Source organism: Microbulbifer maximicatervae (SeqCode) (genome assembly GCF_052467815.1).
This window is the reverse complement of sequence record NZ_CP174326.1, coordinates 89436-102330: the sequence shown is the minus strand read 5'-3', so window position 1 is coordinate 102330 and position 12895 is coordinate 89436. Positions and strand designations below refer to the sequence as shown.

At 50.1% G+C, this 12895-nt stretch carries 8 protein-coding genes; 5 read left to right on the top strand and 3 right to left on the bottom strand.

The annotated features are described in order from the left end of the window. Positions 1–7: 7 nt before the first annotated feature. The gene (mltF, locus tag ACJJIW_RS00430; RefSeq protein WP_444936444.1) at positions 8–1486 is read right to left on the bottom strand and encodes a membrane-bound lytic murein transglycosylase MltF; all 1479 of its coding nucleotides are present in this window, start codon (positions 1484–1486) and stop codon (positions 8–10) included. A gap of 413 nt (positions 1487–1899) precedes the next feature. Here mltF and purL point away from each other — a divergent pair, with 413 nt between their 5' ends. The 3 genes from purL (at position 1900) to ACJJIW_RS00415 (ending at position 7571) form a co-directional block, all read left to right on the top strand. Continuing rightward, positions 1900–5766, top strand: coding sequence for a phosphoribosylformylglycinamidine synthase (purL, locus tag ACJJIW_RS00425; RefSeq protein ID WP_444936443.1), 3867 nt, complete (start codon positions 1900–1902; stop codon positions 5764–5766). 393 nt (positions 5767–6159) lie between these two features. Continuing rightward, positions 6160–6483, top strand: coding sequence for a TfoX/Sxy family protein (locus ACJJIW_RS00420; protein ID WP_282933807.1), 324 nt, complete (start codon positions 6160–6162; stop codon positions 6481–6483). 203 nt (positions 6484–6686) lie between these two features. Next, a complete protein-coding gene (locus tag ACJJIW_RS00415) occupies positions 6687–7571 on the top strand; it encodes an aldo/keto reductase (RefSeq protein WP_282933806.1) in 885 nt (294 codons plus the stop codon). On the opposite strand, the gene ACJJIW_RS00410 is transcribed toward ACJJIW_RS00415, so the two are convergent. Further along, entirely contained in the window at positions 7568–8068 is a 501-nt protein-coding gene (locus ACJJIW_RS00410; RefSeq protein ID WP_282933805.1) for a TrmH family RNA methyltransferase, read from the bottom strand. The two genes, ACJJIW_RS00415 and ACJJIW_RS00410, sit on opposite strands and share 4 nt — an antisense overlap. A gap of 74 nt (positions 8069–8142) precedes the next feature. Next, on the bottom strand, positions 8143–8739 hold the full coding sequence (locus tag ACJJIW_RS00405) for an SLATT domain-containing protein (RefSeq protein ID WP_282933804.1): 597 nt from the start codon (positions 8737–8739) through the stop codon (positions 8143–8145). A gap of 396 nt (positions 8740–9135) precedes the next feature. Here ACJJIW_RS00405 and ACJJIW_RS00400 point away from each other — a divergent pair, with 396 nt between their 5' ends. Next, complete coding sequence (locus tag ACJJIW_RS00400; protein WP_413662969.1) at positions 9136–10515, top strand: SLC13 family permease; 1380 nt, start codon at positions 9136–9138, stop codon at positions 10513–10515. A gap of 84 nt (positions 10516–10599) precedes the next feature. After that, positions 10600–12786 carry a S9 family peptidase gene (locus ACJJIW_RS00395; RefSeq protein WP_444936442.1) on the top strand — a complete coding sequence of 729 codons (2187 nt, stop codon included), beginning with the start codon at positions 10600–10602 and terminating at the stop codon, positions 12784–12786. The last annotated feature ends 109 nt before the right edge of the window (positions 12787–12895 follow it).

The window sequence follows — 12895 nt, the reverse complement described above, 5'->3', positions numbered from 1 at the left end:
AAGGGGATCAGAGAGCAGGGGCGGCGCTGGCTTCGGATTTAACTGGGCTGTTCTCGGCAAGTATTCCACCGTTATCATCATTGGCTGCAGCCAGGCGCTGTTCCTCAATGCGGCTACTCCAGCTCAGCAGGGCTTGGTAGTGGCGGATATTCTGTACATAGGTTACCGGCTCCCAGCCCCGGGCATAGCCGTGCTTGGTAGTTTTGTAATACTGGCGCTTGGCCAGAAGGGGCAGGTGTTCGCGCACATCGGGCCACAGATCCGGATTGCCGCCCATTCGCTCTGTCAGTACTCGGGCATCTTCAAGGTGGCCATAGCCTACGTTGTAGGCAGCCAGAGCCATCCAGGTTCTGTCGGGCTCGCGAATGCGATTCGGCAGTTTGTTGCGGATTTGTACGATATAGCGGGCACCACCCTCAATGCTCTCTTCGGGGTTTAGGCGGTTTACACCGAGATCTTTTGCAGTGTTCAGGGTCAGCATCATCAGGCCTCGTACACCGGTGCGAGAGCGGGCGCGCGGATTCCAATAGGATTCCTGGTAGCTGAGGGCCGCGAGTAAGTGCCAATCGAGATCATATTGGCCGGCAACCTTTTGCATGGTGCCGCGCCACTGGGGCAGGCGCTCACGGCTGCGCTTGGCGAAGGCCTTGGCGCCGCCCACATTTAGGTCGCTGACGTGGCCGAAAAATTCTTCCCGCAACTGGGCAATCATGCCATTGGTATTGGCGCGCAACATAAAGCGGCGTGCACTGCGATAGAGGCTGTCGTCATCACTTTGCGGGAAGGCCCAGGAAACCGGTTGAAATTGGGTGAGGTTAAAGGCAATCGCAGTATTGGGGTAGAGGCCACGGTGAACTGCGTAGGCGTTGGAATCTACAATTGCATAATTGTATTTTCCTTCCTGTACCATCTCCACTAATTCCATGGCGTCCACGTCAGAGACTTCCTCCCAGTCCAGCTCGGTATAGCGGGCGGAGAGTTTCTTCATTTCTTCTGCGTGAGCACTACCGGCAATGACGGCGACCTTTTTTCCTTCGAGATCGCTAGTTTTGCGCGGCCGCTGTTCGCCAACTCGGTAGATAACCTGTTGGCGAATCTCAAAATAGGATGGGGTAAAGCGGACTTGTTCGCGACGCTCTGGAGTTACCGTGAGGCCGGCAGCCGCGAAGTGCGCACCACCCTCCGGGTCGCGCAGCTGATTGAACATTTCGTCCAGATCGTGCACGTCGCGAATTACCAATTTCACCCCCAGCTCTTCAGCAAATGCACGCAGCATGCCGTATTCAAAGCCGGTCGGGTTGCCGGAGGCGTCTTCGTAATAAGTGGTGGGGCCATTTTGTGAAAGTACAACCAATTCACCGGAGGCTTTGACACGCTCGAGAGTATTCGGTGCTTTACTGGCAACCAGCAGGGAGGCACAGCAGGACAGGGCGATCCCTTTGCACACACGGCGGACGTAGCGCAGCATACGGCTTTTCATCATCATAGGCTGTCCCCTCTAGCTAGTCCGTTGGTTTATTTGCTGTTGTGCCTAAGGCCCTGTATGTCGATTTCGCTCTCAAATACGAGGGCAAAATTTGACGCAGTCCGCCAATTTTACATTATTTGACGACAATCTGCCCAGTTTGTCTTTTGAACACTGTGATCTGCACGCTTGCAAAGCATTACAGACTTAGGTAGGTAGCCCTAACTTTGGCGCAAAACTGATTTATTTGCAGGTAATTCTGCTGGTCTTTTGAACATTCAGATCACTAATTAGTTCATGTGTATCCAAGTGTCGGGCGGGTGTGTTGGAGTAGCGATGCTTCAGGTACAATTGCGCCTCTCAAATTTCCGGGGCCTTGTGCGAAATCCCATTCGCGCAATCTTTCTCATTTAGACAAGAGGCTATCTCCCGCAATGTTAGTTCTGCGTGGTGCTCCTGCACTGTCGAAATTCCGCCATAAAAACCTGCTCAATCAACTGCGCGCGCTGCAACCGACCATCGACGATCTCTACGCTGAGTTCGTTCACTTTGCAGACAGCGACTCACTGGATAACCAGGAGATGGCCCTGCTGGAGCGACTGCTCCAATACGGCCCAACCGAGGAAAAGCACGAGCCGAAAGGCGAGTTGATCCTGGTAGTGCCGCGTCCGGGCACAATTTCTCCCTGGTCTTCCAAGGCTACTGATATTGCGCATAACACTGGCCTGAACAAAGTTCATCGCCTGGAGCGTGGCATCGCCTACTACGTTACCGGTGTCGAGTTAACTGAAGCTGAACGCCTTGTGCTGGCCTCCCGCTTACACGATCGTATGGTTGAAGCGGTATTCACCGATTTTGCTCAAGCTGAGCAATTATTTGTGGAAGAAGCGCCGCGCCCGTTGCGCGGTGTGGATATTCTCGAGGGCGGTCGCGAAGCTCTGGAAGATGCCAATGTCACCTTGGGCTTGGCCTTGGCCGAAGATGAGATTGATTACCTGCTCACCAGTTTCCAAGAGCTGGAGCGCAATCCCACAGATGTAGAGCTGATGATGTTTGCCCAGGCAAACTCCGAGCACTGCCGCCACAAGATCTTCAATGCCTCCTGGACCATCGACGGCGAAGAAATGCCGCACTCCCTGTTCGGCATGATCAAGAATACCTACCAGAAGGGGGGGGACAATGTGTTGTCCGCCTATGCGGATAATGCAGCCGTCGTTACTGGTAGCGAAGCGGGGCGTTTCTACCCGGATCCTGACAGCAAGGAATACGGTTTCAGCACTGAAGCCATTCATCTGCTGATGAAAGTGGAAACCCACAATCATCCTACCGCGATTGCTCCTTTCTCCGGTGCTGGTACCGGGGCCGGTGGTGAAATTCGTGACGAAGGTGCAGTTGGCCGTGGCTCCAAACCGAAAGTGGGCCTGACCGGTTTTACGGTTTCCAATTTGCGCATTCCCGGCTGGGAGCAGCCTTGGGAAGCCAACTATGGCAAGCCTGAGCGTATTGTTACCGCTCTGGATATTATGATCGAAGGCCCGATCGGTGGTGCAGCATTTAATAATGAGTTTGGCCGCCCGAATATCTGCGGTTACTTCCGTACCTTTGAAGAAAATTTCGATGGCGAGCGTCGCGGCTATCACAAGCCGATCATGTTGGCTGGTGGTTACGGCAATATCCGCGAAGAGCATGTAGACAAGCCCGAGTTTTCCCCTGGCGCCAAACTGGTAGTGCTGGGTGGCCCGGCCATGTTGATTGGCCTCGGTGGCGGTGCAGCCTCCAGTATGGCCAGCGGCTCCAGTTCTGAAGATCTGGATTTCGCTTCAGTACAGCGCCAAAATCCGGAAATCGAGCGTCGCTGCCAAGAGGTGATCGACCAGTGTTGGCAGCTGGGTGAGAGCAATCCCATTGCCTTTATCCACGATGTGGGTGCGGGCGGTTTGTCCAATGCTTTCCCCGAGCTAGTGAAAGATGGCGGTACCGGCGGTAATTTTGAACTGCGCAATGTGCCCTGTGATGAGCCGGGTATGAGCCCGCTGGAAATCTGGTGTAACGAATCCCAGGAGCGCTATGTACTGGCGGTTATGCCGGAAGACCTGGAGCGCTTCGAGAAAATCTGTGAGCGCGAGCGCGCGCCTTACGCCGTTGTCGGTGAAGCTACCGAAGACAAGCACCTGCTGTTAAATGACAAGAAGTTTGAATCCAAGCCTGTGGACCTGCCGATGTCGGTGTTGTTTGGCAAGCCGCCGCGCATGCACCGTGAAGCAGAAACTCGCCAGGTGGAAAATAAGGCATTTTCCACAGCAGATATCGACCTGAATGAAGCGGCTGAGCGGGTGCTGCGCCTGCCCACAGTGGCTAGCAAGAGCTTCCTGATCACTATCGGTGACCGCACTGTAACCGGTCAGGTTTCCCGCGATCAGATGGTCGGTCCCTGGCAGGTGCCGGTGGCCGATTGCGCGGTAACTACCGTTGCCTATGACAGCTACGCCGGCGAAGCCATGTCTATGGGTGAGCGCACCCCGGTGGCATTGCTGGATGCACCGGCCTCGGGCCGCCTGGCAGTGGGTGAGGCAATTACCAATATCGCCTGTACCCCAGTGAAGCAACTGTCCGATATCAAACTCTCCGCCAACTGGATGTGTGCAGCGGGCCATCCGGGTGAAGAGGAAAAACTTTATCGAACCGTAGAAGCGGTGGGTATGGAGTTGTGTCCTGAATTGGGCATTACCATCCCGGTGGGCAAAGACTCCATGTCTATGCGCACTGCCTGGGAGGAAGAGGGCGAGCAGAAATCGGTTACTGCACCGCTGTCTCTGGTAATTTCTGCCTTTACTCCGGTAACTGATGTCCGCAAGACAGTGACACCGCAGCTGCGCACCGATAAAGGTGAGAGTGAGTTACTGTTTATCGATCTGGGTGCCGGCAAAAATCGCTTGGGCGGCTCCTGTCTGGCGCAGGTCTACAACGAGCTGGGTGACAAGCCCGCAGACCTGGACGATGCCAAGAAGCTGAAAGGTTTCTTCGAGGTGGTACAGCAGGCTCTGAATGAAGACCTGATCATGGCCTACCACGACCGCGCTGACGGCGGTCTGTTTACAACCTTGGCGGAAATGGGCTTTGCCGGCCGCGTGGGTATGGATGTGGAAATCTACGAATTGGGTGAAGACCCGATTGCGGCGCTGTTCAGTGAAGAGTTGGGTGCGGTATTGCAGGTTCCCGCCTGTGAAGCGGATATGCTGGTACAGCGCTTTGCCGCTGTGGGTGTACCCACCCACAAGATCGGTTACCTGAACAATAACGAACACCTGTGCATCACCAATAACGGTGTTGAAATCTTCAAGCGCTCTCGCGCTGAATTGCAGCAGATCTGGTCAGAGACCAGCTTCCGTATCCAATCCCTGCGCGATAACGCCGAGTGCGCCGAGCAGGAATTTGCTGCAATCGCCAAAGAAGACCCGGGCCTGACAGTAAACCTCACGTTCGATATCAACGACGATATCAGCGCACCCTATATCGCTAAAGGTGTTCGCCCGAAAGTTGCTGTACTGCGAGAGCAGGGTGTGAACAGCCAAGTGGAAATGGCGCACTCTTTCCACCGCGCTGGCTTTAACGCTGTCGACGTACATATGAGTGACATCCTGTCTGGCCGTGTAGCGTTGGATGAGTTCAAAGGTTTGGTGGGCTGTGGTGGCTTCTCTTACGGAGACGTACTAGGTGCTGGTGAGGGGTGGGCTAAAACCATCCTGTTTAACGATCGTGCCCGCGATCAGTTTGAGGGCTTCTTCAATCGCAACGATACCTTCGGCTTGGGGGTGTGTAACGGTTGCCAGATGTTCTCAGTGATCAAAGAGCTGATTCCAGGTGCTGATCACTGGCCGCGCTTTGTGCGCAACCTCTCTGAGCAGTATGAAGCGCGCTTCGCACTGGTGGGCATTGAGGACTCACCTTCCGTGTTGTTTAAAGGTATGGCGGGTACTTACATGCCGGTTGCCGTTGCTCATGGTGAGGGGCGAGTGGAGTTTGCTGACCAGCAGGCGCTGGAGAAGTGTGAAGCTTCCGGCACTATCGCGATGCGCTACCTGAATAACAAAGGGGAAATTACCCAAACTTATCCGGCCAACCCCAACGGCTCGGTAAACGGTATTACCTCCCTGAGTTCTGAGGATGGCCGCGTGACTATTATGATGCCGCATCCTGAGCGTGTTGCTCGAGCTGTCAGCAATAGCTGGCATCCAGATGAGTGGAAAGAGGATTCCGGCTGGATGCGCTTGTTCCGCAACGCGCGGGTGTTTGTCGACTAAGACAGGCCATTCCCTCGGCTTTGCCTGCCGAGGTACGCGTAAAGATTGTGGTGGCCGTTTCAGGGCACCACAATCTTTAGCAAAAACAGAAATATTTCTGTAATATTTTTCAGCCCTTCCATTTCTTGGCGTATTTTTTCTCTTCCTTAAAGTAGAAACTTCACCCACTGCTATACTTAAACGATTATTCGAAATAACGTATTTGCTATGGTGCAGTTATCTGTTGTATTTGCAGTTTACTTGCTCATTGCTCCATCCAATGTCTTGCTGGGATTAGGGTTCACATTTAATTCCGCTCGATTCTTTTCAAATTTCATCGTTTTTAACCTTTTCAGAAAAAAGCAGTTTCTGAGGGGGTATTCCTGCCTGGTAAAAGTGATTAAGGAGAAAACTATGGCGTACAGCGAAACTCTGGCTGAAAAAGTGCGCAAATTACTTCAGGGAAATGAAGGCCTCAGTGAAAAGCAGATGTTTGGAGGTCTCGCTTTTATGTTGAATGGCAATATGGCCTGTGGGGTTGTTGGAGAGGAGTTGATGGTCCGGGTTGGGCCCGATGAGTATCAAACTGCGTTGGCCGAACGCTATACCCGGCCTATGGATTACACCGGGCGCCCCTTAAAAGGCATGGTGTATGTGGAAGAAGATGCTGTCGCAGAGGATTTGGATAACTGGGTCAGTCGTGGAGCGGTATTTGCGGGCTCACTTCCTCCAAAATAATCGCTTATATTCACTGAACTTAGCAAATTAGTTTCTTTTTATTGCATGGTGAGTGATTAGCAGTCAGGAGTTGGCGTGAGTTCGCTGTTTTCTACGCGTTGACTTCTGTACGGCCTACACTCAGCGAAATAAATGTGACCCCGGTTATATTCCCTCTTGGTCCTTGCTGATTTACCGCTCAGTAGTCTGAAAGGATATTGATTATGTATTTTCTCGAATTGAATAACGGTGTAGAGATACCTCAGCTCGGTATGGGAATGGCTGCGATTGGCAGCTGGCAGCAGGATGATGAGTATGTAACAGAAGTTATTTTGAAAGCCATGTCTGTGGGATACCGTCATTTTGACACAGGATCGGTCTACGGAAATGAGCGAGCTCTGGGAAGAGCGATCAAAGAATCCGGCCTAGCGAGGGAAGAGCTTTTTATTACCAGTAAAGTTTGGGATACGGAGCAGGGAACCAATAAAACTCACGATGCATTTGCCCGTAGCCTGGAGCGATTGCAGCTGGAATACTTGGATCTATATCTGATCCATTGGCCTATGCCGGCCTATACCCGGGAGACCTGGGGTGCAATGGAGGCGCTTTACCAGCAGAAAAAAGTGCGGGCCCTGGGGGTATCAAACTTTCGTAAATCTGATATTGAACAACTGGCGACTTTCTCGGAAGTGCGCCCTGTTTGTAATCAAATTGAACTGCATCCCTATTTCACTCAGCAGCCTTTAGTAGATTATTGCCAGTTCCATAAAATTGCGATTTGCAGCTGGTCTCCTTTGGGGTCGGGATCTACATGGAGCGGTGTCGAGGCTCATGAAAAACCTCTCATAGATCCAGTAATTGTGGATATTGCGCAAAATCACGGGGTGACTTCGGGGCAGGTTATCCTTAAGTGGAATATCCAGCAGCATCGCATAGTTATTCCCAAGGCGGAAAGCCTGGATCACATTCGCAATAACTTCTTATTATCTGATTTTAATTTGAGCAATGCGGAGATCCAGGCAATTAATGGATTGAACTGCAATAAAAGGTTGGGCGGTGATCCCGACTATGTTAATCAGAAAAACATAATGGTCAAAGTGCCCGATTAAATTTTTTCTAGCAAAGCATAGGTCGCTATAGCGCAGGCGGAAGTAACATTCATTGAGGAATTGATACCCTGCATAGGTATGTGTACCACAGCATCTGCCAGTTCCAGAAGTTCGGGGTTGACCCCATCCTTTTCAGAACCCAATACCAAACATATTTTATTCCCTTTGGAAACGGGGGTATCTTTGAGTTCGACGCTATTTGAGGCAATCTCCAGGCAAATTAATCGATAGCCCTTATTTTTTAAGGTTTGCGCGATATTGACTGCAGATGAATGATATTCGTAGGGAACGTACTTTTCTGTAGACCGGGAAACTTTCCGAATTTTGGAATTAGGTGGAACCAGGCTTTCACCAGTTAAATAAATTTTCTCTACGCCGAGTGCATCTGCGATACGAAATAGGCCGCCGACATTGCTCGGTGTACCGATATCGGTGGCTAAATAGCATAATGGGTAAGTGTCTGTGCTGGGTTGATGACTACTGTGATCTGTCTGCATTTTTCGGTTTGTTACTATAGGAAGTGGGGAAGTTACCACTTCCCCAGGAAAGTACTGCGGTATTGATGGGGTAGTTAGTGGCTGCTCTCTGCGATTTCGAGAGCCTCCTCGGCGACTCTTTGCGCAGCAGCCTGGCGATTACGCATCTGCTCTACCAGAGAGGGCTCTCGGTTGGCCTTTTGATTCTGGATATGCACCGCTTGCCTGTATACCTTATCTGAGACAATAAACTCTTCTGCTCGCTGGTTGATTTCACTGTAGCGTGTATTCAGTTCTGAGATCTTCTTGGATAGATGCTCAAGATCCAGGATATCGTCGAAGTAAAGGGCAATCAGCCGCTCACACTCCCTGGCGATTGCCAGGTACTCGTTGCCTACCTGCCGATGTCCCTCATAGTTTTTCTTAAAATTGAAGAAAGTTTGCACGCCGCCCAATAGCGCGGCCAGCAGGGCCAGCGCCGCACCACTCCACTTGGTCCAATCAGGCAGCTCTGCATTGATCAGGGAGAAGAAAAGCGAACCGAGGAACAGGTTGACGACAACGATGGGCACCCCGCAAAGCACATGCAAATTGCGCCCCTTCATGGAGGCTCGGAAGTGGCTGTGTTTGCACAGGTGAGCATTCCAGCGGAGCTTCTCCAGGACTTCCACAGTGTTGGGTATATTGCTCATGATTCCTTTCCGCCCTCATTCTACTACTAGCTATTGTGGGCGATAGTTTGACGGATGCCAGAGAGATGTACAAAAGTGATGGTACAAAGGGCTACTTTTTCAGTCTTGATAGTCAGTTATGTCCATATTTTTGGGTGCGCGTAAGTGATTACATACCCTACTGCTCGCAATGCCTTCAGTTACATAGATTGCTATTTGATCACTGAACATCAGTTATTTAAGGGATTCAACGGTGTAACACCCAATTCCATGAGGGAATTTTATTCTAGGAATAAAAAGAGCTGCGCAAAAGGACCAGTTTCTTGTATTTTTATCGGCCATCTTGATCGAGGAGTTTATACCCCTCCCAAGATTCAAACTTATAAAAATTAAACCCTTGAGTAGTTGGGGGCAGGTATGTCAATCGCGCGGCAGCGCTTTATAGTTCTGGGTCCTCTTTTTGCTGTGGCCTTCTATTTCTTTTTATCAGCGTTGGGAATGCAGTATCTACCAGCAGTAACTGCTGCAATTACCTTGTTAACAGTGATTTGGTGGATAACGGAGGCACTGCCAATCCCCGCAACGTCACTGGTGCCTTTTGTCCTCTTGCCTCTATTTGGAGTAGCGGACCATCGGGAGGTGGCAGCTTCCTTGGGAAGTCATGTCATTCTGTTGCTGATGGGGGCCTTTATTTTGTCCAAGGCCCTGGAGAAAAGTGGGGCCCACGAGCGCCTTGCCCTGTATATGTTGCGTATTGTGGGGGTCTCCAGCGGCCGCAGGCTGGTGCTCGGATTTATGTTGGCGGCAGGCTTCTTGAGCATGTGGATTTCCAATACTGCTACCACATTGATGATGCTGCCTATAGCTCTGGCGATTCTCAGTAAGATTGACAACGAGCGCTTAAGTATTGCCCTGATCCTGGGTATTGCCTATGCCGCAAGCCTGGGTGGGGTAGGTACTCCTCTGGGCACGCCACCCAATGTTATTTTTATGGGAATATACGAGGAAGTAACCGGACGAGAGTTTAGCTTCCTGGGCTGGATGAAAATAGGAGTCCCAGTTGCTTTGGTGACGCTGCCTATAATGGCCCTCTGGCTGACCCGTCATGTGCATCTGAAAAATGATATTGAGCCCCCTCAAGTGGGAGAGTGGAGGCAAGAGGAGAAGCGAACCTTAATGGTTTTCGGTGTGGCAATTCTCCTGTGGGTTACTCGCAATGCACCGTTTGGTGGTTGGAGCGAATTGATAGGTATTGATGCCGCCGGTGATGGAACCGTGGCTCTAGCAGCCGTTGTCGCTATGTTTCTAGTGCCTAACGGTAAGGGAGGGCGCTTGCTGGATTGGCAGACGGCAGAGACAATTCCCTGGGGCATGCTGTTACTGTTTGCCGGCGGCATAGCGCTAGCAAAAGGTTTTTCCAGTTCTGGACTGAGCGATATGCTCGGTAACGGTCTTTCTTTCCTGACGGCGATGCCACTGTGGTTGTTGTTGGTCATTCTATGCCTTAGTGTGACCTTCTTGACAGAGATAACCAGCAATACAGCTACGGCAACTCTACTTATGCCAATTTTAGCTGTAGCTGCCACTTCAGCGGGTTTTGAGCCCATGGTACTGATGATACCTGCGGCGATGAGTGCCAGTTGTGCATTTATGCTGCCTGTGGCTACTGCGCCTAATGCGATTGCGTATGGAACCGGTAAAGTACGTATACAGGATATGGTTCGAGAGGGCGCGATACTCAGTGTGACAGCATCGCTGATAATAGCAGGGATGAGCTGGTTAATCCTGGCTGGATAGTGTTTGTCTCCATCATAGCCAGTGTGAGATGTGAATAAGCAGGCGAATGGATAAAAGAAAAATAGATAGGAGAGATAGAGTTCGATGAATAAAACCACAGCAACACTGTTGCTCACCCTTGGTTTAACAGGGTGTGGCGAAGAGAAGAGCAACCAAGCTGTAGAGGAAAAAACCTTGTTTAGTGAGCAAACCTCTGCTCCTGTAGCAATGAAAGTACCACACAAAATGGTTATGCATGGCCATGAGCGCATCGATAATTACTACTGGATGCGCGACGATGAACGTAAGGCGCCAGATGTTATTGCTCATCTGGAAGCAGAAAATGCTTATACCGATTTGGTAATGCACCACACTGAAGAGTTACAGGAATTACTCTTTGAGGAAATGACTGGCCGCCTGGAGAAAGATAAATCAACGGTTCCCGTTTATTATAATGGCTACTGGTATTACAGCCGCTATCTTCCTGAGAAAGAATACGCGATCCACGCGCGACGTAAAGGGACCCAGAAAGCACCTGAAGAGGTTATGCTGGATGTGAATGTGCTGGCTGAAGGCCACGGCTACTTTAGTGTAGGGCGCCTGGCGGTTTCTCCCAGTAATCAATTGGTAGCATATCCTGAAGATAGTGTTGGGCGCCGTGTTTACACGATTCGCTTCAAGGACTTAAAGACTGGTGAGATGCTGCCAGATAAATTGGAGAATGCTTCACCAGTTGCCGTTTGGGCAAACGATAACCAAACTGTCTTCTATATCAATAAGGACCATCAAACTCTGCTCGGCTATCAAGTAATGCGCCATAAGCTGGGCACGCCGCAGAGTGAAGATGTTGTTGTTTACGAAGAGATAGATAAGGCTTTCTATACGTGGATTTCCAAATCCTGGGATGGAGAGCTGATACGCATTCACCACAGTTCTACAACTAGCAGTGGCCAGTCAATCCTGGATGCGAACACTCCTCTTGCTGATTTTACTCCCTTATATCCCCGGGAAGAGGATCACGAGTATTCAGCGTTAAAGTTAGGGAGTGATTTTTATATCATGACCAACTGGCAAGCTGAAAACTTCCGCCTTATGAAGGTTGCCATGGACGACGCAACAGATAAGTCTAATTGGCAGGAAGTCATACCTCATAGTAGTAAGGTTTTGCTGGAAGATTTCACTTTATTTGATCATCATCTGGCAGTAATAGAACGAAAAGCGGGGCAAACGGGTCTCCGAATCATTAATTTAGAGAATAATAAGGACCTCCAAGTAGGTTTTAATGATCCGGTATACAGATTGGGCTTGAGTGCAAATCCAAACTTGGATTCAGAGAGTGTTCGAGTATCTTATTCGAGTTTAACGACACCAAATAGTGTTTATGAAGCCAAGCTGGATAGTGGCGAGTTGGAATTACTTAAGCAAGACAAAGTTCTGGGTGGTTTTGACCCAGAGCACTATCAGAGCGAGGGTATCCTGGTAGCAGCACGCGATGGTGTTAAAGTGCCGGTATCTTTGGTTTATCGTAAAGATAAATTCAACAAAGATGGCTCTAATCCATTATTGCAATATGCCTATGGCTCTTACGGCAGCACCGTTGATCCCTGGTTCCGTTCTTCAGTGGTGTCCTTGCTTGACCGAGGTTTTGTATTTGCTATTGCCCATATTCGTGGCGGCCAAAAGTTGGGGCGTGCCTGGTACGAAGATGGAAAGATGTTCAATAAAAAGAATACTTTCACTGATTTCATCGACGTTACTAAGGCGTTGGGAAAATTAAAATATGGCGCCCCTGATAAAATCTTTGCTTCAGGTGGTAGTGCCGGGGGGCTGTTGATGGGGGCGGTAGTCAATATGGAGCCGGATTTGTACCGGGGAGTTACTGCGGCGGTGCCATTTGTTGATGTGGTAACTACCATGCTTGATGAGTCAATTCCCCTGACTGTTAATGAGTATGACGAGTGGGGCAATCCTAATAATAAGGATAGTTATGAATATATGCTTTCCTATTCTCCCTATGACCAGGTGAAAGCTCAGGATTACCCCAATATGTTGGTAACCACTGGGCTACATGATTCCCAGGTGCAATACTTTGAGCCAATGAAATGGGTGGCAAAGTTACGCGAATTGAAGACCGATGAAAATCAGTTGTTATTCAATACCAATATGGAAGCAGGTCACGGTGGCTCTTCGGGTCGTTTCCGTCGCTATAAGGAGACCGCTTTACAGTATGCATTTTACCTCGATTTACTTGGCTACAAAAATGGAGAGATCGATAAGAAAGTTAAGCAATAAATGCGTTATGCTTATTTTAGCGATATAAGTCTGATTATGGGTGGCTAATTATTCTTTACATCCTTAATTAAATCTCATGTAAATAAAGGGGGGGCGGCTCCCCTTTATT